The sequence below is a fragment of the Sphingomonas sp. PL20 genome, from assembly GCF_017875905.1.
In the GTDB taxonomy this organism is placed as follows: Bacteria; Pseudomonadota; Alphaproteobacteria; order Sphingomonadales; family Sphingomonadaceae; genus Sphingomonas; species Sphingomonas echinoides.
Genome location: NZ_JAGINH010000002.1, coordinates 3527220 through 3553416 on the forward strand (window position 1 = coordinate 3527220; position 26197 = coordinate 3553416).

Below are 26197 nucleotides of genomic sequence, written 5' to 3' on the forward strand. Positions count from 1 at the left end.
CATTACACCGACAAATACCATTGCGCAGCGTCTCTGGTAGCGATAACAATCTCTCCAGCGCGATATGTCGGACAATACCGGCAGCAGTGCAAGTGGCTTCCCCGACGCCAAGAGTTTTGGGTCAAGCCACTGAATAATAATGATAGTTCAAGAGGGAGGGGATTGTGACGTACATGACCGCACGCGGCATTAGCGCTTCATCAGGCTCACGCCGGCGCAAATTTATCCTGATTGGCGCTCCGAGCTTGCTCGCGCTCGCTTTGGCAGACCCGGCTGCAGCGCAAACCAGCGACGCCCAAAATATCCAGACCACGCAAGTGGTAACGCCGCAGGCTGGAGCGGCGACCGACACCGCCACCCCCGACGAGGTCAGCCAGGACATTATCGTCACGGGTCTGCGCGGCTCGCTCCAGCGCAACCTCGACATCAAGCGTTCGGCCACTGGCGTGGTCGACGCCATCTCGTCCGAAGACATCGGCAAATTCCCCGATTCGAACGTCGCGGCCTCGCTGCAGCGCCTGCCGGGCGTGTCGATCCAGCGTTCGGGCGCACGCGGCGAAGCCACCGGCATCACCGTCCGCGGCTTTGGCGGCGACTTCAACACCACGTTGTATGATGGTCGTCGGATCTCGACCGCGACCGGCAACCGCCAGATCGATTTCTCGACCGTCGGTTCCGATTTCATCGGCCGCTTGAGCGTCCTCAAGACGCCCGACGTAGCGCTGACCTCGAGCTCGATCGGCGCGACCGTCAATGTCGAATTTCCCAAGCCGTTCGATCATCCGGGGTTCCGTCTGGCGACCAGCATTGCGGGCTCGATCCAGGATCGCTCGGGCAAGATCGTTCCGACCGGCGGCGTGCTGCTGAGCGACACCTTTGCCAATGGCACGCTCGGCGTGCTGGCCGACTTCATCTACACGCGCCGCGATACCAACACCAACCGTGTCGGCGTGAACGGCTGGGAGGGCGGCTATTACGCGCCGTGCCAGCTGAAGGGCACCACTGCGACCAGTTGCTCGCCAACCAGCGACTCCAAAAGCGCCGCCTATGCCGACGCCCGCAATCGCCAGACGGTGGTCGGCTGGTTCCCGCAGCAATATGTTTACGAGCAGGACCGCACCAAGGACGAACGCTATGACGGGCGCATCGCGCTGCAATGGCATCCGTCGGACGATGTGATGGTCACGATCGACGACAATTTCTCGCGGCAGAAGGTCGTCACCGACATTTACGGCTTCGGCGTGTGGTTCAACCAAGGCGCGCTGCGCAACGTCGAGCTCGACAAGAACGGGCAGACTACCAACTTCACGCAGACCGGCTCACCAACCGACTTCACCTCGGCAATCAACACCGAAGTGCTGCAGACCAACGCCATTGGCGGCAACGTGAAATGGGACGCAACCGAACATCTGACGCTCGAAGGCGATCTCAATTACGCGCAGAGCTGGCGTAATCCGGACGGCAATATCGGCAGCCAGAATGGCGATATCGGCTATGGTGGCGCGCTCGGCACGACGACCGGGCTGCAAATTCTCGGCAACAGCAGCAACGCCATTCCGGTGCTGACCGCCTTTGGGCCCAACGGCACCGCCGCAGATTTCGCCAATCCGGCGCTGATCGGGTCGCATGTCACCGTCAACCAGACCCAGCGCAACACCGATACCCTGAAGCAAGCGCGCTTCAACGCGACCTGGCATCAGGACAATCTGACGATCAAGGCCGGCGGACAGTATATCGAGGACCGCTTCCAGCTCAGCAACCAGAGCACCTTCACCAACAACTTCTGGCAGGCCTATGCCGGCTACGGCACACCGTCCGCGCAGGGTGGTGGCATCGCGCCGCTGCCAAGCAGCCTGTATCAGGGCACGATCTCGACCAACAACTTCATCCCCGGTTTCCAGGGCTCGCTGCCGCCGTCGTTGATCATGTTCAACCCGATCGCCTATCAGAACTATCTGACCAGCCTCGGCAACCCGCAGACCAAGAACATCCCCGGCTATAACTATTCGGGCGTGACAGGCTTCACCGGAACCTTTGACGAAGCGGTCGACCCCGGCAGCATCCAGGACGTTCGCGAAAAGACCTGGTCGCTCTACATGAGTGTCAACTTCACCGCCGATATCGGCAGCATGCCGTTCCACTTCAACGCGGGCGTGCGGAACGAGAACACGCATCTAACCTCGATCGGCCAGGGACGCCTGCCGTTGGTGCTCAGCACCAGCAGCGCCGATCCGACGCTGCTGACGGTGTCGAGCTATACGCCGGTGCAGACGGTGTCGAGCAAGAGCAGCTATTCGTTCCTGCTGCCGACCCTCGACGCGCGGCTTGAAGTCACCGACCGGCTGCAGCTGCGCTTCGACGCCTCGCGTACGCTGACGCGCCCGGCGCTCAACCTGCTGTCGCCGGTGCTCAACGTCGGCAGCGGCCAGCGCGTCAACGCGCTGACGGCAAGCGGCGGCAACCCCAACCTCAAGCCGTATCTGTCGGACAATTTCGACGTCGCGGCCGAATGGTATTACAAGCGCAATTCGTACGTTTCGGTCGATTTCTTCGTCAAGAACGTCAGCAACTTCATCGTTGGCGGCGTGACGCGGCAGTCTATCAACGGCGTGGTCGATCCGACCACCGGGCAGCTCGCCAACTTTGCGGTGACGCAACAGGTCAACGGACCCGACGCGACGGTGCGCGGGGTCGAGGTTGCATGGCAGCAGGTGTTCGGCGAATCGGGCTTCGGCTTCACCGCCAACGCCACCTTTGTCGATACCAACAAGCCGTATGACCCGACCAACATCTCGCAGACCGGTTTTGCCGTGACCGGCCTGGCCAATTCGGCGAATTTCGTTGGCTTCTACGACAAGCACGGCTTCCAGTTCCGGGCGGCCCTCAACTGGCGCGACAAATATCTGCTCCAGTTCGGCCAGAACCAGAATACCGGACAATTCGGGGCCGAGCCGACCTTCGTCAATTCGAGCCTGCAGCTCGATCTGTCGTCGAGCTATGACATCAACAAGCACTTCAGCGTGTTTGGCGAAGTCCAGAACGTCAACAACAACCAGCAAAGCACCCACGGCCGCTTCGACAATCAGTTGCTCGATGTGTTCGACTATGGACGGCGCTATCTGGCAGGCGCGCGCTTCCGCTTCTAGTCTCTGCCACCTCGGGGGTGCCGTATCGGCACCCCCCCATTTTTGGTAGTCGGGAGCGATGCAGAGCGTCAAAAACATCGTCATCGTCGGTGGCGGGACGGCTGGTTGGCTGACGGCCGGCATCATCGCCGCGCGGCATCGCAGCCGGATGGCAGAGGGCTTTTCGGTCACGCTGATCGAATCCGCAGGAACGCCGATCATCGGGGTTGGCGAAGGCACTTGGCCGACGCTGCGCACGACGCTTTCCAAAATCGGTGTGTCGGAAAGCGATTTCTTCCGCGAATGCAACGCATCGTTCAAACAAGGCGCGCGCTTCGCCCGCTGGACAACCGGCGAGCCCGATGAAGGCTATTATCATCCGCTGATGCTGCCGCAGAGCTTCTCGCGGGTTAATCTTGCGACGCATTGGCTGGCCGACGGCCATGGCCAAAGCTTTTGCGACATGGTCTCGCCGCAAGGGCGGCTGTGCGATGACGGGCTTGCCCCCAAGACGATCGCCACCCCCGAATATGAGGCGCTCGCCAACTACGCCTATCATCTCGACGCCGGGAAATTCGCAGGGTTTCTCCAGCGGCACTGCTGCGAAACGCTCGGCGTTCGCCATGTGCTCGCCGATGTCCAGCATGCGACGCAGGCCGAAAATGGCGACATCCTTGCCGTCGTCACAGAACAAGCGGGCGAGATCGCGGGTGATCTGTTCATCGACTGCACTGGCTTTGCCGCGCTGCTGATCGGTAAGACGCTCGACGTGCCGTTCAAGAGTTGCAGCGACACCCTGTTTTGCGACACCGCGCTGGCGGTGCAGATCCCGCATGACGATCCGGACGGGCCAATCGCTTCGCACACCATCTCGACCGCGCAATCGTCGGGCTGGATCTGGGATATCGGCTTGCCGACGCGGCGCGGCGTCGGGCACGTCTATTCGAGCAGTCACATTTCCGACGATGCCGCCGAGCAGGAATTGCGCGCCTATCTCGGCCCGCGTGGCCGCGATCTGGCGGCGCGCAAACTGGCGATCCGGGCCGGGCACCGCGAAACCTTCTGGAAAAACAATTGCGTCGCGATCGGCCTCGCCGCCGGTTTTCTCGAGCCGCTTGAGGCATCGGCGATCGTGCTGATCGAACTGTCCGCCAAGCTGGTGGCCGAACAGATGCCGGTGTGCCGCGAAGTGATGGACATCCTCGCCGCGCGCTTCAACGCTACGACGCTGTACCGCTGGGGCCGGATCATCGATTTCCTGAAGCTGCATTATGTGCTGACCAAGCGCACCGACAGCGATTTCTGGCGCGACAATGTCCGGCCCGAATCGATCCCCGACCGGCTGCGCGATCTGCTGACCCTGTGGAAATACCAGCCGCCCTGGTTCCACGACGAATTTGACCGTGTCGAGGAAGTCTTCCCGGCGGCGAGCTATCAATATGTGCTCTATGGCATGAACTTTCACACCCAAGTCTCGCGCGATGCGATCGCGGGCGAAACCCGGCTCGCGGCGCAGGCACGGCGCGAAGCCGCGACCCAGACCGAACGGCTGCGCGCAGGCTTGCCACGACACCGTGATTTGATCCGCAAGATCGTCGAGCATGGATTGCCGACGATCTGATCCTCCGACGACTCCTTCCCTCCCCCGGATTTGAGGTACAGCATGGCATCGACCGTCTCTTTCGCATCGCGCGCGCTGCTGCTGGTGAGCGCCAGCGTCGCGACCATTGCATCGCAAGCGCAGGACCTACCCGGCGCAGCGCCACCCAGCGTGGCGCGCGCCGAGGCCGACCGCCTTGCGGCAACGCTGGTTGCGCAGATGACGACCGAGGAGAAGTTGCCGCAATTGCTCAACGTCGCGCCTGCGATCCCACGGCTGAAGATCCCGGCGTATAATTGGTGGACGGAATCGCTCCACGGGGCGCTCGGGCCGATCCCCACCACCAACTTCCCTGAGCCGATCGGCCTCGCGGCAAGCTTCGATGCGCCGCTCGTTCATCAGGTCGCCGACGCGATCAGCACCGAGGTGCGCGCGCTCCACACGCAGGGTCGGCAGACGGGCAAGCTCGGCCGGATCGGCACCGGGCTCGATACGTGGTCGCCCAACATCAACATCTTCCGCGATCCGCGCTGGGGCCGCGGCCAGGAGACCTATGGCGAGGACCCCTATCTCGCCGCGCGCATGGGCGTTGCGTTCGTAACGGGCATGCAGGGGCCAAACCCGGATCTGCCGCGCGTGATCTCTACGCCCAAGCATTTCGCGGTCCATAGTGGCCCGGAATCGACGCGCCACGCCGCCAACGTCTATGTCTCGCCGCACGATTTGGAGGATACCTACCTCCCCGCCTTCCGCGCGGCTATCGTCGAGGGGCGCGCGGGTTCGATCATGTGCGCCTATAATCGGATCGAGGGGCAGCCGGCGTGCGCCAGCGACCTGCTGCTCAAGGACCATCTGCGCGGTGCCTGGGGCTTTACCGGCTATGTCGTGTCCGATTGCGACGCGGTGAAGGACATTGCCGACAATCACAAATACGCCCCCGACCAGGCGACCGCCGTCGCGGCAGCGATGAAGGCGGGCGTCGACAATGAATGCAACACGCAGACGATCGGCGATATCGGCGGCCTGCCCGATCGGTTTGGCGACGCGCTCAAGCGCAACCTGATTTCGCAGGGCGATATCGATCGTACGCTGGTACGGCTGTTCTCCGCGCGCCTGCGCAATGGCGATTTGCCGGGCGTGGCGGGCGCACCGACCGTGATGCCGGTAAGCGCGATCCTCACGCCCGATCATAGGGCGCTCGCGCTGGATGCCGCCGAAAAGAGCCTGGTGCTGCTCAAGAATGACGGCGTGCTGCCGCTGCGCCCCGGCGCGCGGATCTCGGTGGTCGGCCCGCTGGGCGATGCGACGCGCGTGCTGCGCGGCAATTATTCCTCGACGCAGTCCGCGCCGCCGGTGTCGGTAGTGGAGGGTCTGCGCCAAGCCGCCGGTGCCAGCACGGTGACGCTGGTGCCCTTCGGGGAATCGATCACCGATGGCGATCGCGTGCCGCCCACAGCGCTGCTTGGGCCAGACGGTAAGCCCGGGCTGCTCGCGCGCTATTTCAACCCGGTCACCCCGCCCGTCCTGCCGTTCAAGCCCGGCACCGACCGGGCCATCCTCGCCGCGCTCGCCTATCAGGATCGCCCCGCCGTAACCCGGCGCGAGGCCGACGTTGCCGCACGCGCCTTCGATCTCCCGACCGTCAACGATTATCACCGCACCGAATGGACCGGGTTTCTGGTAGCACCCGAGACGGGCAGCTATCGCCTTGGCCTCGGCGGCAGCGGGCTGCTCGAGATTGACGGGCACACCTTCCTCGATGTCGGCGGCGAGCATCACAGCCCGCTGCCCACGCTCAAGACGGTGACACTGCAAAAGGGTCAGCGCTATCGCCTGCGGCTGGTCTCGACCGCGCGCGGCTTCGGCAATACCGACCTCGTGTGGAAGCGGATCTCGGCGCAGCCCGAGGCCGATCTCGCCGCCGCCGCTGCCAAGGCCGACGTGCTCGTCGCGGTGGTCGGGCTGACGTCCGACATGGAGGCCGAGGAAACCGGCACCGACATTCCGGGCTTCAAGGGCGGCGACAAGACCTCGCTCGACCTGCCCGCCGAACAGCAAGCGCTGCTGGAACGCGCAAAGGCGACCGGCAAACCGCTGATCGTGATCGCGATGAACGGCAGCCCGATCAACCTTGCCTGGGCCAAGGACAATGCCGCCGCGATCGTCGAGGCCTGGTATCCCGGCCAGTCGGGCGGGCTCGCGGTCGCCAACGTGCTGACCGGCAAGACCAATCCCGCCGGTCGCTTGCCGCTGACCTTCTACCACAGCGTGGCCGACCTCCCGCCCTTCGACGATTATGCGATGACGGGGCGCACCTATCGCTACTTCACCGGCACGCCCGTTTACCCGTTCGGCTATGGCCTGAGCTTCACGCGCTTCGCCTACGCCCCGCTGACAGTGACGCCTGCCGCCGGCGGTGCCGAGACCGGGCTGCGCGTGACGACCGAGGTCAGCAACACCGGCCAGCGCTCGGGCGACGAAGTGGCGCAGCTCTACCTCAATTTCCCCGATCAACCAGGCACCCCGCGCGTCGCCTTGCGGGGCTATCAACGCATAACGCTCAAGCCGGGCGAGCATCGCGTCATCAGCTTCGACCTGTCGCCCCGCGACTTGAGCGCAGTGGCGGTCGACGGAACGCGCCAAGTGATGGCGGGCCAATACCGCGTCAGCGTGGGGTCGGGCCAACCCGACACCGGCGTGCCGACCAGCACCGCCAGCTTCACCACCAGCCGCGCGGTCCGGCTGCCGCTCTGACGAATAGGCAACTTCTCCCCTCCCTGAAAGGGAGGGGCCGGGGGTGGGTCGGCCCGTGGAGGGTGGGACAGGGGTTCGAGGGCGCTCGCCGCGTGGCCCGGCTACTTGGGTCGGCACGAGAGACAAAGGTCTCGCCCTACTGAGGCCAACCCGCCCCCAACCCCTCCCTTTCAGGGAGGGGAGGAAGTCGGGATATTTTCACATAAACCCAGAGCCCCAAAGGCGGTCCGCACCTACAGCGTAGGACCGCCCTCGCGGCCTCACTGCAAATCGAGCACCACGACCGACATAGGCGGCAACGTCGTGCTCAGCGTGCCACCGCTCACATGCGCGCCGGTGAAGGCGACCGCCTTGACCACATCGGGCTGCTCAAAGCTGTTATGCGCGTCCATCGTCGTGCCCGTGACGATCCGTCCCGAAACGCTGCTGGCAGTGACGCCGGCCAGCGCGATCGACAGCGGGATCGCGCGGTTGGGATCGAGATTGACCAACGCGACATGCACTTGCCCGGCCGTGTCACGCACCGCCGACGCACTGATCGCGGGAAGTGCCGTTGCATCCTTGTGATACCAGGGCGACTTCACATCGATCGGCAAGACTGTCGCGTCCTGCCACGGCTTGTACAGATCGAACACCCAATAGGTCGGCGTTTTGACCATCTTCGCGCCGTCGGTGAGCAGCATCGCCTGCAGCACATTCACCATCTGCGCGATCGCCGCCATCTTCACGCGGTCGGCATGATGCGCGAAGATGTTGAGGTTGAGCCCCGCGACCACCGCGTCGCGCACACTGTTCTGCTGGACGAGGAAGCCCGGATTGCTGCCGGGCGCGGGATCGTACCAGGTGCCCCATTCATCGACGACCAGCCATACCTTCTTGGCCGGATCATATTTGTCCATGATCGCCGAATGCTTGGTGACGAACTCGTCCATTTGCAGCGTGTGCGCCATCGTGCTGGCCCATTCGCTCTCCGGAAAGCCGAGCGCGGCCCCCTTGTCCTTCCATTCCTGGTCGCGCGGGCGCGTATAATAATGCAGCGAAAGACCATCGATATTCTTGCCCGACAGCCGCATCAGCGTGTCGGTCCACTCATAATTGGCGTCGCTTGGACCGCTGGCGATCTTGAGCATCTTGCCGGTGCCCGACTTGGCGAAGAGCGCATAGCGATTGGTCAGGTCCGCAGCATATTCGGCGCGCATGTTGCCACCGCAGCCCCACAGCTCATTGCCGATGCCGAAATAGGGGACCTTGAACGGTGCCGCATGACCGTCCGCTGCGCGTTGCTTGGCGAGCGTCGATCCGTTCGGCGAGGTCATATATTCGACCCATTGCGCGGTCTCGCTCGGTGGTGCGCTGCCGACATTGGCGGAGACATAGGCCTCTGCCCCCAGCCGCTCGACAAAGCCCATATATTCGATCGTGCCAAATGCATTGTCTTCGTTGACGCCGCCCCAATTGGTGTTGATCTTGACCGGGCGTTTGCCGCGCGGCCCCACCCCGTCACGCCAGTGATATTCATCAGCAAAGCAGCCGCCGGGCCAGCGCACCACCGGCACCTTGATCGCGCGCAATGCCTCGAGCACGTCGCGGCGATAGCCATGGTCGTTGGGAATCGAGGACGTTTCCCCAACCCAGATGCCGCCATAGATGCCGTGGCCGAGATGTTCGGCAAACTGGCCGAACACTTGCCGGTTCATCACGGGGCCCGGCTGATCGCCATGCAGCGTGGCCGTCGGGCCGCTGGCGCTGCCAATAGTGTCCTGGGCAAAGCCCGCGCCGGGCAGCGTGGCGACAAGAGCAAGGCCGAGCAAAAGGTGGGCGCGACGGATCATGACAGGGGTCCTTTGACGCAGAGCGTGGGGGAAGTCGGCGAAAGCGCGACCGGTATCAGGAAGGGCGAGTGTTTCGGGGCGGCCAGACGCCGCGCGGGATTGCAGATCAAACGCAACACTCCCCCCTCACCCCCGCAAAGAGCGCTGACGAGCCCTTGCGCTTTCCGTTATATTGTCTGAGTATAAGCACAGAGCCAGTGCGTCAACGGCGTGAAACGCGCAATCGTCAGACGGTTCGATGGAGAGGGTCGTTCATGCGTCGCACCTATGCTTTGGGAACGAGCGCGCTCGCGCTGGCCTTCTGCACCCTCGTCGCTCCTGCCGCTGCTGCGCCAACCGTGGGTGGCCTGCTGTCCGACCACGGCGTCATCCAGCGCAACCAGCCGATCGTGGTGACGGGCGACGCGATCGCCGGAGAGCCAGTGACCGTCGTGCTGGCCGGCCACTCCGCCCAAGCCCGCGCGGACCGCGACGGGCATTTCCGCGTCACCGTGCCACCCTTGCCCGCAGGCGGCCCCTATGACGTTCTGGTGATGGCCCCAAGCGGCACAACCGCGCTGCACGACGTGCTGATCGGCGATGTCTATCTCTGTTCGGGCCAAAGCAATATGGAGCTGCCGGTCGAGCGCGCGCAGGACGCGATCGGCGCGATCATGGGGAGCGCCGACAACCAGCTGCGCCTGGTGACCGTCGCCAAGCGCACATCGGCGACACCGCGTGACCGGTTCGCGCAACAGCCCAATTGGAGCGCCGCCGACGCCAAGACGACCGGCGGCTTTTCAGCCGCCTGCTTCTACATGGTGCAAGCGCTGCGCAAGGTGGCCAAGGTGCCGATTGGCGCGATCCACTCGAGCTGGGGCGGGTCGCAAATCGCGGCCTGGATGGGCGAAGAGGCGCAGCGCGCCGCAGGGCGCGGCGCGCAAGCCGACCTGCTGTCGCTCTACGCTCGCGACCCCGCCGCTGCCGAACGCAGCGCGAGCGCCACCTGGGAAAGTTGGTGGCGCGACAAGACCGGCGACGCGCGCGGGCACGAACCGTGGCAAGCGGACGCTGCGCTCGACTGGCAGCCGGTCCCGAAGATCGCCTTTTACGAAGAGTGGGGCGTGCCAGCGCTCGAGACCTATCTTGGCATGCTGTGGTATCAAAAGACGGTCACTTTGACGCCCGACCAAGCCCGCCAGATGGCGACGATCGCCATCGGCGCGGTCGACGATGCCGATCGCACCTGGATCAACGGAAAACCCGTTGGCGGGCGCGGTGGCTGGGACGCGCGGATGTACACCGTCCCCGCCGGCACGTTCGTGGCCGGACGCAATGTCATCACCGTCAACGTGGAAAATGCCTATGCGACGGGTGGCATGCCCGGCCCGGCGGAGGCGATGAAGCTGACCTTCGCCGATGGCAGCAGCGTGCCGATCGCCGATGGCTGGCGCTATGCGGTCGCCAAACACATCAGCGGCACCTCACCTCGCGTCCCTTGGGACGAGATCACCGGCGCGGGCACGATCTACAATGCGATGATCGCCCCGCTCGGCCAAACCGCGCTGGCGGGCGTGGCCTGGTATCAAGGCGAATCCGATACGGACATCCCCGGCTATGCCGACCGCCTGAAGGCGATGATGGCCGAGTGGCGGCATCAAGTGGCGCAGCCGCACTTGCCCTTTGCGATCGTGTCGCTCGCTGGTTTTGGCGCGCCATCGATCGCGCCGGGTGAGAGCGGCTGGGCGCGAGTCCGCGACGACCAGCGCCGCGTAGCGCAGGAAGACGGCCATGCGGCGGTGGCGGTGACGCTCGACCTTGGCGACGCCCTCGATATTCATCCGGGCGAGAAGCATGAAGTCGGGCGGAGGCTGGCGCGCGCGATGGGCTCCCTCGTTTATGGACAAACCGCGTCGGCGTCGGGACCGCAGCCCGTGGCAGCCACGCGCGACGCCGCTGGCACGGTGACCGTGACCTTTACCGGCGTGACAGGGGCGCTGCACTCGCGCAGCGCCGATTACGCGACTGGCTTCGAGCTGTGCGGCGCTGACGCGGGCTCCTGCCGTTATGCCCGTGCGACCGTCGCGGGCAACCAGGTCTCGCTTTCAAGCGACAATCGCCCCGTCACGCGGGTGCGCTATGCTTGGGCGGATTTTCCGGTCGTCAATCTGGTCGACGCGGCGCAATTGCCAGCGGGGCCGTTCGAACTGCCGGTTAAGTGATCGCCGCACCTATACCCTAGCGACAGCCGAGCGCGCCGTTCAGCCCGCCCCCAGCGCCCGCGCGCGGCGGCGCTGCACCGACGACCCGATGCCCAGCGCCTCGCGATATTTGGCGACGGTGCGCCGCGCGATGTCAAAGCCCTTGGCGTTGAGCAGTTCGACCAGCGTATCGTCCGACAGGATCTTGTCGCCCTCGCCCGCGATCAGCGCCTTGATCGCCGATTTCACCGCCTGCGCCGACACCGCATCGCCGCCGTCGGACGATTGGATCGCCGAGGTGAAGAAGTATTTCAACTCATACAGACCGCGCGCGCACGACAGATATTTGTTGCTGGTGACGCGGCTCACCGTCGATTCGTGCATCTCGATCGCATCCGCCACCTGGCGCAGCGTCATCGGCTTCAGATGCGCGACGCCGTGCAGGAAGAACGCCTCCTGCTGTTTCACGATCTCGGTCGCGACCTTGATGATCGTGCGCTGGCGCTGGTCGAGCGCCTTCACCAGCCAATTAGCGCTGGCGAGCATGTCGCCCAGCCACGCCTTGCTTGCCTTGTCGCCGCGCGCGGTCGACAATTCGCTATAATAGCTGCGGTTGACCAGCACGCGCGGCAGCGTGGCGGCGTTGATCTCGATCCCCCAGCCATCCTTGCGCTTGGCCACGAACAGATCGGGCACCACCGCCTGGGTCGGTTCCCCGCCATAACGGCAGCCGGGCTTGGGATCATAGCCGCGCAATTCACGGATCATGTCGGCGAGATCCTCGTCGTCGACATCGCACAATCGCCTGAGCCGCGCGAGATCGCCGCGCGCGACCAGGTCGAGATTGTCGATCAGCCGCGCCATGCACGGATCGTAGCGATCGGCCTCCTTGGCTTGCAGCGCGAGGCATTCGGCCAGATCACGCGCGCCGACGCCGGTCGGATCGAAGGTCTGGATGATGCCGAGCACCGCCTCGATCCGCACCAGCGGCACGCCCAGACGAGTCGCGACATCGAGCAGCGAAGCGGTGAGGTAGCCGCATTCGTCGATCTGGTCGATCAGATGCGCCGCGATGAACAGGTCCGGTCCATCCACCGCCGTCCCCGCTTGGGCGAGCAAATGGTCCTGCAGCGTCAGCGCGGTATCGGCGAAGCTGTCGAAATCGGGGCCATCTTCACCTAGGCCACCACCGCTGCTGGCCCCGTTGAGGCCAAGCGCCCCGTCCATGCCCGCCGCGCCCGGCTGATCGCCGATCGAATCCGATGCGCTGTCGTGGTGGAAGCTCTCGGCGGTGAAATCGACGTCGAGCGAGGCCTCCCCGGCATCGCCGCCGCTGATCAGCAATTGGTCGGCGGTGGCGGGTTCGTCGCGGATCGGCGCATCGGCTTCGCGTTCCTGGGTCGGCCCGTCATCATCGGGTGCTCTTGCCTCGAGCAGCGGGTTGCGCTCGATCTCCTCGGCGAGGAAGCCCTCAACCTCGAGGTTCGACAACGCCAACAAGCGAATCGCCTGCTGCAATTGCGGCGTCATCACCAGCGATTGCGACTGGCGCAGGTCGAGGCGCGGCGCGAGGCTCATCGGCTGGCCACCCAAATACCGTTCGCCCTGAGCCTGTCGAAGGGCCCGCACAGCGAGCGAGGTCCCATCTGCGGCGAGCAGTGCTTCGACAAGCTCAGCACGAACGGATTAAGAGCACTCCGCATACCCTAAAGCGAGAAGCCCTCGCCCAGATACAGCCGCCGCACGTTTGCGTCCGCCACCAGTTCCTCGGGCGAGCCGGTGAACAGCACGCGGCCATCATAGATGATATAGGCACGATCGACGATTTCGAGCGTTTCGCGCACGTTATGATCGGTGATCAGCACGCCGATGCCGCGCTTCTTGAGTTCGCAGATCAAGTCACGAATGTCGGCGATCGACAGCGGATCGATCCCCGCAAACGGTTCGTCGAGCAGCATGATCGAAGGATCAGCCGCGAGCGCGCGCGCAATCTCGGCGCGGCGGCGTTCACCGCCCGACAGCGCCATCGACGGGGAATCGCGCAACCGCGTCAGCCCGAACTCGTCGAGCAAGGTGGTCAGCCGCGCCATGCGCTGCGCCTTGTCGGGCACCGCGAGTTCGAGCACGCTCAGGATGTTCTGCTCGACCGTCATGCCGCGAAAGATCGAGGTTTCCTGCGGCAAATAGCCAAGCCCCAGGATCGCGCGGCGATACATGGGCAGGCCGGTAATATCCTGCCCGTCGAGCATGATCCGGCCCGAATCGGGCTTCACCAGCCCCATCACCGAATAGAAGCACGTCGTCTTGCCCGCACCGTTCGGGCCGAGCAGGCCGATCACCTCACCCTTGCCGACCGACAGCGACACATCGGTCAAAACGCTGCGCTTGTCATAGGATTTGGCGATCGACACGACCGACAAGCCGTCCAGCACCGGCACTTCGGCGATCGGCGGGGCGTTTTCGAGGGTGAGGGTCTCGGTCATTACAGGTCCCGTGCTCGCACTTTAGAGTGAACGAAAGGTTACCGCGCCGTATTTGGCAGGATTCGTGCATGGTCGCGTGCGCAACCTAGGCGAAACCCGTTCGGCTGGGAAGATGCCGCCAGCCGAAGCGTGCGCGCGGTCGCCTCAGTTGTCGCGCTTGGGCACCGAGAAGGTGCCGCTGACGCGACCGCCACTGCTCTTGGTTCCGGTCGCACCGCCGCCCACCGAATTGCCGTCGATCACCGCGCGCCCGGTATCGAGGTTGATCGTCAGCCGACCGCCATTGACGGTGTTGCCGCCCTGGATCAGCGTGACCGCGCCCAGCATCGTCACCACGCGCTTGTTGAGATCGTACACCGCGAAATTGCTGCGCGCGGTCTGGTCGGGCCGCGTGACGGTGACGCTGCCCGAGGCGTCGAGGCGCGACACTTGCGGGCTGCCATCCACGATCTGGCCGGTGTAAGCGACTGTCATCCGCGCGGAATTCAGCGTCATCTCGGCTTGCTTGACCACGACATTGCCCGTCAGCACCGCGCGATTGGCCTTGTCCTGCAGTTCGATATGGTCGGCCGAGAAATTGATCGGCGCAGTCGAATTATGCGCAGTCTGCGCATATGCTGCCCCCGCAAGGGCGGACGACAGGGCGATAAGGGCAAGGGTGCGACGCATGTGCGCTATCTCGTCTTTCGCGGGACGATCCGCAAGCGGGCATTACCGTCCAGCCGAACAACATGATTCTCAAGATCGGCGTTCATCTGGTCGCCGCTGAACGTGCCCTGCGGCACCGTACCCGTAACGGCACCCCCGCTTTTCAACGTCTTGGACTTGAGATCGAGCGTCGAATTCTGCGTATCGAGCCGGTAGCCGCCGCTGCTTTTCACCTGCAACGGCCCATCGATCGTCACTTGCTGACGATCCATATTATAATGGCCGCGATCACCAACCACATCGGCCGGCCCGTCGGACAGCCCGATTTGCGCCGACAATTGCTGCAGCCAGACGATCGGCTCGGCCGAACTCTTCTGGATCGCCGACCCCGCCACCAAAGCGAAGGGCTGCCCCTTATCGTCATTGCCGCGATAGGTGGCCGACTGCACGCGCAGCCGTTCCTTGGCGACTTCGACCTTATTCTTGTCGAGCAGGAAGCTGACATCGCCGCCCGAATACAGCGGCAGCACCACCACAAACGCGGCCAGCACGCCGATCAGAATCGGCAGCACCACGCGCAGCACGCCGATCGTGCGATCGTGGCTGCTGCCCGGCGCGGCCCAGATCAGGCGCTGGCTGCGGATGGCCCCCGAATCAGGCATGCGCGAAAATATCGACCTCCGGCCAACCCGCCAGATCGAGCTCGGCGCGCCATGGCAGGAACTGGAAACACGCCTGCGCCAGCTCGGTGCGCCCTTCGCGCGCCAGCCGCACGTCGAGCTCGTTGCGCATCGCGTGGAGATAGCGCACGTCCGACGCGGCATAATCCTTCTGCGCGTCGCTCAGCACCGGGCCGCCCCAGTCGGACGATTGCTGCGCCTTGGAAATGTCCTGCCCCAGCAATTCGCGCACCAGCTCCTTCAGCCCGTGGCGATCGGTATAGGTCCGCACGAGGCGCGAGGCGATCTTGGTGCAATAGACCGGGGCTGCGGTCACTTCGAGATAATGGCTGATCGCGGCGAGATCGAAGCGGGCGAAGTGGAACAGCTTCACCCGTGCCGGATCGGCCAGCAGCGCACGCAAATTGGGCGCGGCATAATCGCTGTCGGGGGCAAAGCGCACGAGATGCTCGTCCGGCCCGCCATCGGAAAGCTGCACCAGGCACAGCCGGTCGCGCGGCGTGATCAGGCCCATCGTCTCGGTGTCGACGGCAATGTCGACGCCGGGGACGAACAGATTGGCGGGGATGTCTTCTTCGTGGAGATGCACTGTCATCGCGCGGCCCTAGCGGCGAATCGATGCGTGCTCAATGGGGTCCGCCGTTAGCGCTGCCGCGCGCGGGCCTTGCGCGCGGCGATGTTGAGCGTTTCGACCAGCGCCGAAAACGCCATTGCCGCGTAGATATACCCCTTTGGCACATGCACGCCGAAGCCATCGGCGATCAGCACCGCGCCGATCATCAGCAGAAAGCCGAGCGCCAGCATCACCACGGTCGGGTTACGATCGATGAAATTGGCAAGCGGCGTCGCCGCCACCAGCATCACCCCGACCGCGACGATCACGGCGACGATCATCACCGGCAAATCGTCGGTCATGCCGATCGCGGTCAGGATCGAATCGATCGAAAACACCATGTCGAGCAGCAGGATCTGCACGATCGCCGCGCCGAACGACATCGCGACCGAACTCTTCTTGTCGAGCACGTCGCCCGAATCGTCGGGGTCGATTGTGTGATGGATCTCGGTGGTCGCCTTCCACAGCAGAAACAGCCCGCCCGCGATCAGGATCAGGTCGCGCACCGAAAAAGCGGTTTCGAAGGACGGCACGCCGTGCGCATCGACCGCACCGGCAATCCCCAGATCGAACACCGGCTCGACCAGCCCGGCGATCCAGGCGATTGCCGACAGCAGCACCAGCCGAAGCCCCAGGGCCAGCCCGATCCCGACGCGGCGCACCTTCACCCGCTGCCCCTCAGGCAGCTTGTTCGACAGCAGCGAAATAAAGACGAGATTGTCGATGCCGAGCACGATCTCCATGACGATCAACGTGGCAAGTGCCGCCCAGGCGGCGGGATTGGCGAGCAAATGGAGGAGCGACATAGCGCCATCCTGTGCCGGTATTGCCACGCTCGCGCAAGATCGACACAGGAAGCGCCGCATTTTGGACGAATTTGTTCGCAGCGCTTCAAATTTTAGGCTAACACGAGTCGGTGGCACATTTGGTTTGGTGCACGAAGCCCTGCGTCTTTCGTCCGACGCAACGGTTGCTATAACGATGTCGGACGAACCGGGAAGACGAACAGGGCATGAGTTTCGATAAAGGACGCCGCGGTGATCGTGGCGGGCGTGGGCGCGACAAGCGCGACGGTTTCGGCGACAGCGGCGGCTTCGACGGCGGTTTCGGCGGCGGTGACCGGTTCGGTGGCGGCGATCGCTTCGGCGGTGGCGGTGACCGGTTCGGCGGCGGTGGCGATCGCTTCGGCGGCGGCGGCGGTGGCGGCGGCTTCCGCAGCGGCGGTGGTGGCGGCTTCGGCGGCGGTGGCGCAGGCGGCGGTGGCCGTGGCATGCCCCCGCAGGTCGTTGGCGAAGGCACCGGCGTCGTCAAATTTTTCAATGGCCAGAAGGGCTTTGGCTTCGTCGTTCGCGACGATGGCGGCGAAGATGTGTTCGTGCACATTTCCGCAGTCGAGCAAGCTGGCCTGACCGGTCTGGCCGAGGGTCAGCCGCTCGGCTTCACGCTCGTCGATCGTGGCGGCCGCATTTCGGCGACCGACCTCAAGATCGACGGCGAGCCGCTCCCCGTCACCGACCGCGGCCCGCCGCGCGACCGTGACGCAGGCCCCGGCGCACCGCGCGGTGCCGCCCCCGGCGGCGCACCGCAGCGCCAGCTGACGGGCGAAAAGGCGACCGGCACGGTCAAGTTCTTCAACGCGATGAAGGGCTTCGGCTTCATTCAGCGCGACGACGGACAGCCCGACGCGTTCGTCCACATCTCGGCGGTCGAGCGTGGTGGCATGACCTCGCTCAACGAAGGCGACCGGCTTGAATTCGAGCTGGAAGTCGATCGTCGCGGCAAGATGGCAGCGGTCAATTTGACCTCGATCGCGTAAGCGCTCGCGCCACTGGCGAAAAGATTGAACCCGGCGGGCCTTTAGGCCTGCCGGGTTTTTCTTTGTGTGCGAGTTCAACGCGCCACCCTACGACTCGGGCGACCCCGGCAATGGCCGGAAGGACTGTAGAAGGACCCTCTATGCGCCTCGTTCTCGCCGCGATCGCCCTGACCCTCGCCGCTCCGGCCCTCGCCGCCCCTGCTCCAAAGGTCGCCGCGACCAGCTTCACCCAGCTCAAGACCCCGCTCCCGCTTCCTTATGACGAAACCGCCGACGCAAAGGCGCAGGTCGCCGCCGCCCGCGCGCGCGCCAAGGCGCAGCACAAATTGCTGCTGATCGACCTTGGCGGCAATTGGTGCCTCGATTGCCGTCTCCTCGCGGGCACGATGGAATTGCCCGAACTGCGCAGCTTCCTGGCCAAAAAGTATGAGATCGTCACCGTCGATGTCGGCCGCTTCGACAAGAATCTCGACATTGCTGCGAAATATGGGCTGAACGGTCACTTCGGTGGCGGCGTGCCGAGCGTGCTGATCGTCGACCCCAAGACCGATTCGCTCAAGAATGCCGGTCGTACCGCCGCCCTCTCCGATGCCCGCAGCCTCAGCCCGCAGGCGCTCGCCGACTGGCTGGCAAGCTGGACGAAATAAGCGCGGCTGTCCGCACCAATCGCGAGTTCAGCCGATCGCTCGATTGGCTGGACTAGATGTCTCTTTGCGGTGCTCACCTGGGCATTTACAAAGAAACCAAAATACACTGGTTGAGATATGTCGCACTGAATACAGCCATCACTCCCGTTTATTTATCAGCGACTTGACTCTGAATATCAAAGGAGCACTATCGAGGCCTTCTCGAACGGGAGATGGACCATGCTGTCGAAGCTCGTAAAGATAGTGTCTTTGGGATCTGTTATTGCCGGTGCCACGATCGCGCCCGCAGCGGCACAGTATCGGCGTCAGGATTACGTAGTGATTTGGTACACGGACGAAAATGAGACCACCATTTCGGGTCAACGCGTCGTCTTTTGCGACGGCGGTAGCGTCCGGGTCGGCACGCCGACTTTGTATGAAGAAACCATCTATTACGGTTGCAGCTAAAAAAGCGCAGGAAGAGATAATACTGATTTAGCCGTCCGCGAAGCGATCGGTCGCGCGGATCAACTGGTCGAGGATGCCGGGCTCGTTATAGGCGTGGCCAGCGCCCTCGATCAGATGGAACTCGGCCTCGGGCCAGGCCTGGTGCAGCGCGAAGGCGTAGCGCGCCGGGCACGGCATGTCGTAGCGGCCATGCACGATCGTCCCCGGAATGCCCGCGAGCCGACCAGCATCGCGCAGCAACTGGCCCTCTTCCAGCCACGCATCATGCGCGAAAAAGTGATTTTCGATCCGCGCGAAGGCGAGCGCGAAATGCCCGTCCTGGAACGCCTCGCTCAACGCGGGATCGGGCAGCAGCGTGATCGTCTCGCCTTCCCAGATCGTCCATGCCTTGGCGGCTTCGAGCTGGGCCGTCGGATCATCGCCGGTCAGGATGCGGCGATAGGCCTCGACCATATCGCCGCGCTGGTCTTCGGGGATCGGCGCGAGGAAGCCCGCCCATTTGTCCGGGAACATCTCGGACACGCCGAACTGATAATACCAGTCCCGCTCCGCCCGGGTGACGGTGTAGATGCCGCGCAGGATCAGCGCACGTACTCGTTCGGGATGCGTTTCGGCATAAGCCAGCCCCAACGTCGATCCCCACGATCCGCCGAACACCACCCACCGCTCGACGCCGACAAACGCACGCAACCGCTCGATATCGGCGACCAGATGCCAGGTCGTGTTCGCCTCCAGACACGCATGCGGCGTCGATTTCCCACACCCACGCTGGTCGAACAGCAACACGTCATAGCGCGCCGGATCGAACAGGCGGCGATGGCTCGGCGAAATGCCGCCGCCCGGCCCGCCATGCAGGAACACCGCCGGCGTCGCCCCCGGCGTGCCACAGCGTTCGTAATAGACGCTATGCCCATCGCCGACATCGAGCATGCCGGTCGCATAGGGTTCGATCTCGGGGTACAGCGTGCGCAAGTCGGTCATCGGGGATTGATAAGGCCGCACCCCGGCCATGTCACGCCACCTCAGGTGATCATCCGCTTGAGCGCCACCACCGTATCCGCCTCGGCGGCGGGCTTGTCGGTGCGGATGCGCGCGATGCGGGGGAAGCGCATCGCCACGCCCGATTTGTGGCGTTTGGAGGCGTGGATCGAATCGAACGCGATTTCGAGCACCAGCGTCTTTTCCACCTCGCGCACCGGGCCAAAGCGCGCGGTCGTATGGTTGCGCACGAACTGGTCGAGCATCTTCAATTCGTCATCGGTGATGCCCGAATAGGCTTTTCCCACCGGGAGCAACTCGCCGTCCTCGGTCCAGCAGCCAAAGGTGTAGTCGCTGTAGAAAGACGATCGCCGCCCGCTCCCGCGCTGCGCATAGAGCATCACGCAATCGGCGGTCAGCGGATCGCGCTTCCATTTGTACCACAGACCGGTCTTGCGCCCGCCGACATACGGCGAATCGCGCCGCTTGAGCATCACCCCCTCGATCGCGGCGTCGCGCGCGCCCTCGCGGATCCCTTCGAGCGCGGTAAAATCCTCTGCGGCAATCACGGTGCTGAGATCGAACCGCCCGGCATCGAGCCGCGCGACAAACGCCTCCAGCCGCGCGCGCCGGTCACTCCACGCCAGCCCGCGCAGATCGTCTTCGCCATCATAGAGAATGTCGTAAAGCCGCACGAACGCCGGGGCCTCGGCCAGCATCTTCGGCGAAACCACCTTGCGCCCCAGCCGCTGCTGCAAAGCATTGAAGCTCGCGGCACCGCCTTCTTCGGTCGCCGCGCCTTGCGCATCGCCCTTCACCATCAATTCGCCGTCGAGCACGCCCGGCGTGGCGAAATCGCGCGCCACCTCGGGGAAACTCGCGGTGATGTCGTCGCCCGTCCGGCTGTACAACCGCGTCTGCCCGGCGACATGCACCAATTGCACGCGAATCCCGTCCCATTTCCATTCGGCGGCATAGTCGGCGAGATCGACGCGCAGATCCTCCAGCGGATGCGCCAGCATGAATGGGCGGAACACCGGCACGTCGGCGCTGGTCGGCTGCGCGCCGCGTCCCTCCGCCCAATCAAACAGCGCTGTGTAAGGCGGCGCGATCCCGTGCCACACTTCCTCGACCGCCTCGACATCGAGCGCAAACGCCTGCGCGAGCGCGGTCTTCGCGAGGCGCGCGGAAACCCCGATCCGCAACGCCCCCGTTGCCATCTTGAGCAGGGCAAAGCGTTCGTCGGCATCGAGGCGGTCGAGCATCGCGGCCAGCACGGCGGGCGTATCCGATCGCGACAATGCCGCCAGCCGATCAACCGCCTGCGCGATGCCGAGCGGCTCGGCATCCGGCACGACCATGGGTTTTGGCCACAGCAACGCGACCGTTTCCGCAGTATCGCCGACATAATCGCGGCTCATGCGGAACAGCACGGGATCGACGCGTTCCTCGATCAGCGCGCGAATCACCGCCGGTTTGACGCCGGGCAGGTCAAGCTCCCCAGTCAGCGCCGCCATCGCCCAGCCGCGATCGGGATCGGGCACGGCGCGCAGATAATCGACGATCAGCTTCAGCTTCGCGTTGCGCGAGCGGGTGTAGATCAACCCGTCGAGGAGATCGGCAAAAGCACGCATCGTCGCAGCACCATGGCGCATCGCGTCCCGTCCCGCTAGCAGTCCCGCCATGTCGCGTATCCTTCGATTCGTCGCGGGCCTGGTCCTGATCGGGCTTGCCCTGTTGATTGGCAGCTATGCCGCCTCCCGCGCCGATCCGATCGTCCGCCGCCTTACCGTCGCCTTGCCCGATTGGCCGAAGGGGGCATCGCCGGTCACGCTGGCGCTGTTGACCGACATTCATCTCGGCAATGCCAGCATGGACCGCGCACGGCTCGATCGCATCGTCGATCAGGTCAACGCGCTGAAACCCGATCTGGTTCTGCTCGGCGGCGACTTTCTGGCCGAATATGACAAGGCCAAAGCGCCCGTACGGTCCAGGCTCGTCGCTGAATCGCTTGCGCGGTTGCAGGCCCCGCTCGGCACGGTGGCGGTGCTTGGCAATCATGATTATAACACCGATCCGCAAGCCGTTACCGGCGCGTTTGCGCGTGTCGGAATCCCGGTGTTGCAAAACACCGCCCTCCAGCGCGGGCCAATCGTCATCGGCGGGCTCGGGGATTTCGATACCGGTCACGCAGACGTCGCAGCAATGAGCGTAGCGATGGCCAAGCTGCGCGGTGCCGGCGTCGTCCTGACGCACACACCCGACATCCCAACTCCGTTGCCCGCTGCAATCGGGCTGCTGCTGGCCGGCCACATGCATTGCGGGCAAATCGTACTGCCGCTGCTCGGTGCGGTCAGCGTGCCGCCGACTCAGCGACGCTATCTGTGCGGCGTCGTCCACGACGGCAACCGAACGGTGGTGGTATCGGGCGGCCTCGGCACCAGCAACGCGCCGCTCCGCGTCCACGCGCCGCCGGACCTGTGGCTCGTCACCGTCGGTCCGGCGAAACGCTGAGGGTTCAGCCCTTGCGGCTGGCCTCGAACAGGAACCAGGCGCGCCGCTCGGCCTGATCGGTCCAGTCGTCGATCACCGCGCTGGTGGCATTGTCCTTGGCCGCATCGGCCAGGTCCTTGGCTTCGCGCAGCGCCTCGACCATCTTCAGATTGTCGTCACGCAGTTCGCTGAGCATCGCTTCTGGCGCGACGAAATCGGCATCATTGTCAGTGATCGTCTGGTGGCGTGCGATATCGCCGATCGAGCGCAGCGTGGTCTGGCCGATCTTGCGCACGCGCTCGGCAATGTCGTCGGTGGCGGCAAAGATCTGTGCGGCCTGCTCGTCGAGCATCAGGTGATAATCGCGGAAATGCGGGCCCGACACGTGCCAGTGGAAATTCTTGGTCTTAAGATACAGCGCGAACGAATCGGCAAGGATACCGTTCAGCGCCTGCGACACCGTCTTGACGGCGTTGGTCTTCAAATCGGTCGGGGTCTTCAGTGCGTCGGCGGCCATGTTTCGCTCCATCGGCAGGCGGGATATTCGGTTCGGTGCTGAAACGAAGCGATAGCGAATTGGCTCCCGATCGGCTTGGATAAAATTACGATCTCAGCGATCGACCGCCTAGATAAGGCGCAGCGCCGACAGCGCCTGCACCGCTCCTGCCACCATCAACGCCGCCGCTGCAACCAGGCGCAGCGCGGTGGTCGGCAGTTTGCGCATACCCTTCTCCCCCAGCAGGATCGCCGGGATGGTGACTGCAATGCTGCCGATCGTCGCGCCGATCGCGGCAAAGGCTGGCGTAATCGCCTGTGCCGCAAGCGCGGCGGTGATGAATTGCATACGATCGCCAAACCCAAGCATCACCACCGCGACAAAGCTCGATCCGAGCGCCCCCAGCCGCCAGCTGCGCGCTTTGGCGGGCTTGATCGGCCAGAACCCCGCCACGCCGCCCGACAGCAAGGCGAGCGCCAGCAACAGCCCCTGCGCATTGGGCGACAGCATCGGTGCCACCACCATCCCGCCAATCGCGCCCAGCGCATTGCCGAACGCCAGCGCCAGCGCGACGCCCGCAATCACCACGCCCTTATTGTCGTATCGATCCGCCAGTGCCGCCGCTGCCCATGGCGTGCGGTCGCTGACCTGGGTCAGCAGCGCCGCGACCAGCGCGGCCATCAAAGCGTCCATCGGCTGGGCTTCAACCGGCCAGGCGAACCGAGCAGGCAGCGGCAAAGGTTTCGCAGGCACTGCGGTCCTGCCGATCCGACGACACCGCATCGCGCAGGATTGCGATCCAGCCCAGCACCAGCGGCCCGCGCTCGCCCCGCGCCAATGCGGCATCGATCGCATGCGTCACGGCGACCGCGGGATACAGGCCATAAGCCTGCGCCGCCGCGCGAATCGCATCGATCTCGGCGGCCAGTGCGGCCGTCGACGCGGTGCCCGCGCGCATCCCCGTCAGCGCGACTCGCGCGGCGAGTTCGGCCTGTGCTATTGCCATCGCGCTGTCAGGTGCCGTCACAATCCGTCCCCTTTGGCGGGCATCCTGCGCCCGCACTGGTAAACACGCGCTTAAACCCTGCCGAACCACCGGTCTTGCTTGACATCGCGCGCCGCTTCCTTCATCGGGCGACGCTTAAGAGCGGCGACCGGTTCGCCGCTTTTGCATTTTCAGATCACAGGAATTCAGGTCATGGCAAAGCCGACCACGGTCAAGATCAAGCTCGTCAGCACGGCGGACACTGGTTTCTTCTACACCACCAAGAAGAACCCGCGCACCAAGACCGAGAAGCTGAGCTTCAGCAAGTATGATCCCGTCGTGCGCAAGCATGTCGAGTTCAAGGAAGCCAAGATCAAGTAAGCCCGGCGCTGGCGTCCTGCCAGCCGGAGCGACAAGGGGCCGCGAGCGCATGCTCGACGGCCCTTTTCGTGTTTTGTCTTGCTTTCCACATACCTCCCCTCCCTGAAAGGGAGGGGATTGAGGGGTGGGTTGGCTGATAGCGAGGTGTTACGCCCGATTACGGGCCGACCCACCCCCAGCCCCTCCCTTTCAGGGAGGGGAGAAGGCTCAGCCCGAACGGCGGTGGGGCAAACTTGCCCACCCCGCGCCTCTCACACCAACGCCGCCACCGCATCCACGAAGCGCATCAGCGAAATCGGCTTGGACACATAGGCATCGGCGCCCGCTGCGCGGATCCGCTCCTCATCCTCGCGCCCGGCATAGGCCGTCACCGCCATGATCGGGATGTCGCGCAGGGCGTCATCTGCCTTGAACTGCAGGATCAAATCATAGCCGCTCAGATGCGGCAGCTGGATATCGGTCACGATCAGGTTGGGTGCGAACGCGCGCGCGCGCGCCACGGCTTCGCGCCCATCGCGCACGCCCTCGGTCACATATTCGTGCGCGCGCAGCAGATCGCAGAAAAGTTTCAGGTTGAGTTCGTTGTCCTCGACAACGAGCACCCTTTTTGCCACGCCCAAATCGTCCTGGTCCATGGAATTTCCCTAAGCAATGCGCGCCCGAGAAACAAACCCCGAACCGGCCGAACTGGCGCTGCGCGCGCTGGTGTGGACGCTGGGCGAGCCGGACCGGGCGCTGCGCTTGCTCGATGTGACGGGCATGACCCCCGCCGATTTGCGCACGCGCGCGGGCGAGCCCGCCGTGCTGTCGGCAGTGCTCGGCTTTCTGGAGTCGTACGAACCCGATCTGATCGCCTGCGCAGACGGGATTGGCGAGCGGCCCGAAGCGATCGTCGCGGCGCGCGCCGCGCTGGAGAATGCCGCATGAAGGGCCTGTTGATCTGCGATTGCGACGAAGTGCTGCTGCACATGGTGCGGCATTTCGGCGTGTGGCTGCGCGAGCATCATGACATCGATTTTACCGCCAATGGCGGCGATTTCGCCACCAGTATGACGCGCATCTCGGGTGGCCCCGCACCCACGCGCGAAGAGATGTGGGGCCTGCTCGAGGGCTTCTTCCCCGCCGAGATGAGCCGCCAGACGCTCGTGCCCCATGCCCGCGAAGCGCTAGCCGCGCTGTCGCAGGTCGCCGATGTCGTCATCCTGACCAACCTCGCCGACCACAATCGCGAACCGCGCGTCGCGCAATTGCTCGGTCACGATATGGCGTACCGGGTCGAGACCAACCAGGGCGGCAAGGGCGATCCGGTCGCACGGCTGGTGGCCGAACATGGCAACCCCGTCACGGTGTTCGTCGACGATCTCGCGGTCCACCATGCCTCGGTCGCCAAGCACGCGCCACAGGTTTACCGCCTGCACATGATTTCCGAGCCCTCGCTCGCCCCCAACGTGCCCCCCGCGCCGGACGCGCATGTCCGCATCGATGATTGGCAGGCGGCGCAAGCGTGGATCGCCGATCGTTTCGCGGCTGGGCTGCCCGCCGCCTCATCCCCCGAAAGGACCTCCGCATGACCGACCGTATCGACCGCAAGCTTTCCGAACTCGGCCTCGCTTTGCCCGCCGCCGCCGCGCCCGTCGCCTCTTATGTGCCGACCGTAGATGCGCATGGCCTGCTCCACATTTCGGGCCAATTGCCGTTCAAGGATGGCGCAGTCATCACCGGTCGGCTGGGCGAGTCGGTCGATCTCGAAGCCGGTGCCGCCGCTGCACAAGCGTGCGCGCTGATGCTTGTCGCGCAGATCAAGGCAGCGCTCGGCGGGCTGCACCGGGTCGAGCGGATCGTGAAGCTCGGCGTGTTCGTCAATTCGACCGCCGATTTCACCGATCAGCCCAAGGTCGCCAATGGCGCGTCGGATCTGATGGTCGCGTTGTTCGGCGAAGCGGGCAAGCATGCCCGCAGCGCGGTCGGCGTCGCCGCGCTCCCGCTGGGCGCGGCGGTCGAAGTCGACGCGATCGTTCAGATCACGGCTTGAGCGCACT

Annotated in this window: 25 protein-coding genes; 12 read left to right on the forward strand and 13 right to left on the reverse strand. The window is 64.6% G+C overall.

All coding sequences use genetic code 11. The features are described from left to right. Positions 1-173: 173 nt before the first annotated feature. Genes H4W01_RS16520 through H4W01_RS16530 form a run of 3 tightly spaced genes read left to right on the forward strand, consistent with a single transcriptional unit; the run spans position 174 to position 7479 of the window. Positions 174-3146, forward strand: coding sequence for a TonB-dependent receptor (locus tag H4W01_RS16520; RefSeq protein WP_209613414.1), 2973 nt, complete (start codon positions 174-176; stop codon positions 3144-3146). A gap of 58 nt (positions 3147-3204) precedes the next feature. Further along, positions 3205-4746 (forward strand): tryptophan halogenase family protein, encoded by a 1542-nt coding sequence (locus tag H4W01_RS16525; protein WP_209612503.1) that lies wholly within the window; start codon positions 3205-3207, stop codon positions 4744-4746. Positions 4747-4788: 42 nt separating this feature from the next. After that, the gene (locus H4W01_RS16530) at positions 4789-7479 is read left to right on the forward strand and encodes a glycoside hydrolase family 3 C-terminal domain-containing protein (protein WP_209612505.1); all 2691 of its coding nucleotides are present in this window, start codon (positions 4789-4791) and stop codon (positions 7477-7479) included. A gap of 260 nt (positions 7480-7739) precedes the next feature. Here the strand turns inward: H4W01_RS16530 and H4W01_RS16535 are convergent, their stop codons facing one another. Then, the gene (locus tag H4W01_RS16535; RefSeq protein WP_209612508.1) at positions 7740-9311 is read right to left on the reverse strand and encodes an alpha-N-arabinofuranosidase; all 1572 of its coding nucleotides are present in this window, start codon (positions 9309-9311) and stop codon (positions 7740-7742) included. Positions 9312-9565: 254 nt separating this feature from the next. On the opposite strand from H4W01_RS16535, the gene H4W01_RS16540 reads away from it, so the two are divergent. Then, positions 9566-11512 carry a sialate O-acetylesterase gene (locus tag H4W01_RS16540; protein WP_209612510.1) on the forward strand — a complete coding sequence of 649 codons (1947 nt, stop codon included), beginning with the start codon at positions 9566-9568 and terminating at the stop codon, positions 11510-11512. 39 nt (positions 11513-11551) lie between these two features. Here H4W01_RS16540 and rpoN read toward each other — a convergent pair whose 3' ends face one another. From rpoN to H4W01_RS16570, 6 genes are all read right to left on the reverse strand, one after another. Next, positions 11552-13069, reverse strand: a complete 1518-nt coding sequence (gene rpoN / locus H4W01_RS16545) for an RNA polymerase factor sigma-54 (RefSeq protein ID WP_209612512.1) — start codon at positions 13067-13069, stop codon at positions 11552-11554. Positions 13070-13197: 128 nt separating this feature from the next. After that, complete coding sequence (gene lptB, locus H4W01_RS16550) at positions 13198-13974, reverse strand: LPS export ABC transporter ATP-binding protein (protein WP_010404999.1); 777 nt, start codon at positions 13972-13974, stop codon at positions 13198-13200. Positions 13975-14118: 144 nt separating this feature from the next. Further along, entirely contained in the window at positions 14119-14643 is a 525-nt protein-coding gene (locus H4W01_RS16555) for an LptA/OstA family protein (RefSeq protein ID WP_010405000.1), read from the reverse strand. Between the two features lie 5 nt (positions 14644-14648). After that, entirely contained in the window at positions 14649-15284 is a 636-nt protein-coding gene (gene lptC / locus H4W01_RS16560) for an LPS export ABC transporter periplasmic protein LptC (protein WP_010405003.1), read from the reverse strand. Then, on the reverse strand, positions 15277-15897 hold the full coding sequence (locus tag H4W01_RS16565) for a ribonuclease D (protein WP_209612514.1): 621 nt from the start codon (positions 15895-15897) through the stop codon (positions 15277-15279). Before H4W01_RS16565 ends, lptC begins: the two co-directional genes overlap by 8 nt. Positions 15898-15944: 47 nt before the next feature. Then, positions 15945-16721, reverse strand: a complete 777-nt coding sequence (locus H4W01_RS16570; RefSeq protein WP_209612516.1) for a TerC family protein — start codon at positions 16719-16721, stop codon at positions 15945-15947. 206 nt (positions 16722-16927) lie between these two features. On the opposite strand from H4W01_RS16570, the gene H4W01_RS16575 reads away from it, so the two are divergent. The 3 genes from H4W01_RS16575 to H4W01_RS16585 all read left to right on the forward strand — a co-directional run bounded on the left by H4W01_RS16575 (position 16928) and on the right by H4W01_RS16585 (position 18825). After that, positions 16928-17731: a cold-shock protein gene (locus H4W01_RS16575; RefSeq protein WP_209612518.1), complete on the forward strand. Its 804-nt coding sequence runs from the start codon at positions 16928-16930 to the stop codon at positions 17729-17731. Positions 17732-17871: 140 nt separating this feature from the next. After that, a complete protein-coding gene (locus tag H4W01_RS16580; protein ID WP_209612519.1) occupies positions 17872-18378 on the forward strand; it encodes a thioredoxin family protein in 507 nt (168 codons plus the stop codon). A gap of 219 nt (positions 18379-18597) precedes the next feature. Next, positions 18598-18825 (forward strand): hypothetical protein, encoded by a 228-nt coding sequence (locus H4W01_RS16585; RefSeq protein WP_209612520.1) that lies wholly within the window; start codon positions 18598-18600, stop codon positions 18823-18825. Between the two features lie 27 nt (positions 18826-18852). Here H4W01_RS16585 and pip read toward each other — a convergent pair whose 3' ends face one another. Next, positions 18853-19806: a prolyl aminopeptidase gene (pip, locus tag H4W01_RS16590; protein WP_209612521.1), complete on the reverse strand. Its 954-nt coding sequence runs from the start codon at positions 19804-19806 to the stop codon at positions 18853-18855. 41 nt (positions 19807-19847) lie between these two features. Continuing rightward, positions 19848-21437: a cisplatin damage response ATP-dependent DNA ligase gene (locus H4W01_RS16595; protein ID WP_209613415.1), complete on the reverse strand. Its 1590-nt coding sequence runs from the start codon at positions 21435-21437 to the stop codon at positions 19848-19850. A 49-nt stretch (positions 21438-21486) separates the two neighbouring features. Between H4W01_RS16595 and H4W01_RS16600 the strand changes: the two genes are divergently transcribed. Next, a complete protein-coding gene (locus tag H4W01_RS16600) occupies positions 21487-22317 on the forward strand; it encodes a metallophosphoesterase (protein WP_209612522.1) in 831 nt (276 codons plus the stop codon). 4 nt (positions 22318-22321) lie between these two features. Here the strand turns inward: H4W01_RS16600 and H4W01_RS16605 are convergent, their stop codons facing one another. The 3 genes from H4W01_RS16605 to H4W01_RS16615 all read right to left on the reverse strand — a co-directional run bounded on the left by H4W01_RS16605 (position 22322) and on the right by H4W01_RS16615 (position 23819). Then, a complete protein-coding gene (locus H4W01_RS16605; RefSeq protein WP_010405025.1) occupies positions 22322-22813 on the reverse strand; it encodes a Dps family protein in 492 nt (163 codons plus the stop codon). Between the two features lie 108 nt (positions 22814-22921). Beyond that, the gene (locus H4W01_RS16610) at positions 22922-23485 is read right to left on the reverse strand and encodes a TMEM165/GDT1 family protein (RefSeq protein WP_209612523.1); all 564 of its coding nucleotides are present in this window, start codon (positions 23483-23485) and stop codon (positions 22922-22924) included. 10 nt (positions 23486-23495) lie between these two features. After that, a complete protein-coding gene (locus tag H4W01_RS16615) occupies positions 23496-23819 on the reverse strand; it encodes a hypothetical protein (protein ID WP_334685317.1) in 324 nt (107 codons plus the stop codon). Positions 23820-23990: 171 nt separating this feature from the next. Between H4W01_RS16615 and rpmG the strand changes: the two genes are divergently transcribed. After that, positions 23991-24158 carry a 50S ribosomal protein L33 gene (gene rpmG / locus H4W01_RS16620; RefSeq protein ID WP_010162189.1) on the forward strand — a complete coding sequence of 56 codons (168 nt, stop codon included), beginning with the start codon at positions 23991-23993 and terminating at the stop codon, positions 24156-24158. Between the two features lie 251 nt (positions 24159-24409). Here rpmG and H4W01_RS16625 read toward each other — a convergent pair whose 3' ends face one another. Then, a complete protein-coding gene (locus tag H4W01_RS16625; protein WP_209613417.1) occupies positions 24410-24772 on the reverse strand; it encodes a response regulator in 363 nt (120 codons plus the stop codon). Positions 24773-24809: 37 nt separating this feature from the next. On the opposite strand from H4W01_RS16625, the gene H4W01_RS16630 reads away from it, so the two are divergent. Genes H4W01_RS16630 through H4W01_RS16640 form a run of 3 tightly spaced genes read left to right on the forward strand, consistent with a single transcriptional unit; the run spans position 24810 to position 26190 of the window. Continuing rightward, positions 24810-25085 (forward strand): DUF3572 domain-containing protein, encoded by a 276-nt coding sequence (locus H4W01_RS16630; protein WP_033965466.1) that lies wholly within the window; start codon positions 24810-24812, stop codon positions 25083-25085. Then, the gene (locus tag H4W01_RS16635) at positions 25082-25729 is read left to right on the forward strand and encodes an HAD family hydrolase (RefSeq protein ID WP_209612525.1); all 648 of its coding nucleotides are present in this window, start codon (positions 25082-25084) and stop codon (positions 25727-25729) included. The genes H4W01_RS16630 and H4W01_RS16635 overlap by 4 nt, the downstream gene beginning before the upstream one ends. Next, positions 25726-26190 carry a RidA family protein gene (locus tag H4W01_RS16640; RefSeq protein WP_010405044.1) on the forward strand — a complete coding sequence of 155 codons (465 nt, stop codon included), beginning with the start codon at positions 25726-25728 and terminating at the stop codon, positions 26188-26190. Before H4W01_RS16635 ends, H4W01_RS16640 begins: the two co-directional genes overlap by 4 nt. Positions 26191-26197: the final 7 nt, after the last annotated feature.

What these genes read in the sequence shown, in the direction of transcription:
- H4W01_RS16520 (WP_209613414.1), top strand. Translation starts at nt 174, where the DNA reads ATGACCGCACGCGGCATTAGCGCTTCATCAGGCTCACGCCGGCGCAAA.
- H4W01_RS16525 (WP_209612503.1), top strand. Translation starts at nt 3,205, where the DNA reads ATGCAGAGCGTCAAAAACATCGTCATCGTCGGTGGCGGGACGGCTGGT.
- H4W01_RS16530 (WP_209612505.1), top strand. Translation starts at nt 4,789, where the DNA reads ATGGCATCGACCGTCTCTTTCGCATCGCGCGCGCTGCTGCTGGTGAGC.
- H4W01_RS16535 (WP_209612508.1), bottom strand. Translation starts at nt 9,311, where the DNA reads ATGATCCGTCGCGCCCACCTTTTGCTCGGCCTTGCTCTTGTCGCCACG.
- H4W01_RS16540 (WP_209612510.1), top strand. Translation starts at nt 9,566, where the DNA reads ATGCGTCGCACCTATGCTTTGGGAACGAGCGCGCTCGCGCTGGCCTTC.
- rpoN (WP_209612512.1), bottom strand. Translation starts at nt 13,069, where the DNA reads ATGAGCCTCGCGCCGCGCCTCGACCTGCGCCAGTCGCAATCGCTGGTG.
- lptB (WP_010404999.1), bottom strand. Translation starts at nt 13,974, where the DNA reads ATGACCGAGACCCTCACCCTCGAAAACGCCCCGCCGATCGCCGAAGTG.
- H4W01_RS16555 (WP_010405000.1), bottom strand. Translation starts at nt 14,643, where the DNA reads ATGCGTCGCACCCTTGCCCTTATCGCCCTGTCGTCCGCCCTTGCGGGG.
- lptC (WP_010405003.1), bottom strand. Translation starts at nt 15,284, where the DNA reads ATGCCTGATTCGGGGGCCATCCGCAGCCAGCGCCTGATCTGGGCCGCG.
- H4W01_RS16565 (WP_209612514.1), bottom strand. Translation starts at nt 15,897, where the DNA reads ATGACAGTGCATCTCCACGAAGAAGACATCCCCGCCAATCTGTTCGTC.
- H4W01_RS16570 (WP_209612516.1), bottom strand. Translation starts at nt 16,721, where the DNA reads ATGTCGCTCCTCCATTTGCTCGCCAATCCCGCCGCCTGGGCGGCACTT.
- H4W01_RS16575 (WP_209612518.1), top strand. Translation starts at nt 16,928, where the DNA reads ATGAGTTTCGATAAAGGACGCCGCGGTGATCGTGGCGGGCGTGGGCGC.
- H4W01_RS16580 (WP_209612519.1), top strand. Translation starts at nt 17,872, where the DNA reads ATGCGCCTCGTTCTCGCCGCGATCGCCCTGACCCTCGCCGCTCCGGCC.
- H4W01_RS16585 (WP_209612520.1), top strand. Translation starts at nt 18,598, where the DNA reads ATGCTGTCGAAGCTCGTAAAGATAGTGTCTTTGGGATCTGTTATTGCC.
- pip (WP_209612521.1), bottom strand. Translation starts at nt 19,806, where the DNA reads ATGACCGACTTGCGCACGCTGTACCCCGAGATCGAACCCTATGCGACC.
- H4W01_RS16595 (WP_209613415.1), bottom strand. Translation starts at nt 21,437, where the DNA reads ATGCGTGCTTTTGCCGATCTCCTCGACGGGTTGATCTACACCCGCTCG.
- H4W01_RS16600 (WP_209612522.1), top strand. Translation starts at nt 21,487, where the DNA reads ATGTCGCGTATCCTTCGATTCGTCGCGGGCCTGGTCCTGATCGGGCTT.
- H4W01_RS16605 (WP_010405025.1), bottom strand. Translation starts at nt 22,813, where the DNA reads ATGGCCGCCGACGCACTGAAGACCCCGACCGATTTGAAGACCAACGCC.
- H4W01_RS16610 (WP_209612523.1), bottom strand. Translation starts at nt 23,485, where the DNA reads ATGGACGCTTTGATGGCCGCGCTGGTCGCGGCGCTGCTGACCCAGGTC.
- rpmG (WP_010162189.1), top strand. Translation starts at nt 23,991, where the DNA reads ATGGCAAAGCCGACCACGGTCAAGATCAAGCTCGTCAGCACGGCGGAC.
- H4W01_RS16630 (WP_033965466.1), top strand. Translation starts at nt 24,810, where the DNA reads ATGCGCGCCCGAGAAACAAACCCCGAACCGGCCGAACTGGCGCTGCGC.
- H4W01_RS16635 (WP_209612525.1), top strand. Translation starts at nt 25,082, where the DNA reads ATGAAGGGCCTGTTGATCTGCGATTGCGACGAAGTGCTGCTGCACATG.
- H4W01_RS16640 (WP_010405044.1), top strand. Translation starts at nt 25,726, where the DNA reads ATGACCGACCGTATCGACCGCAAGCTTTCCGAACTCGGCCTCGCTTTG.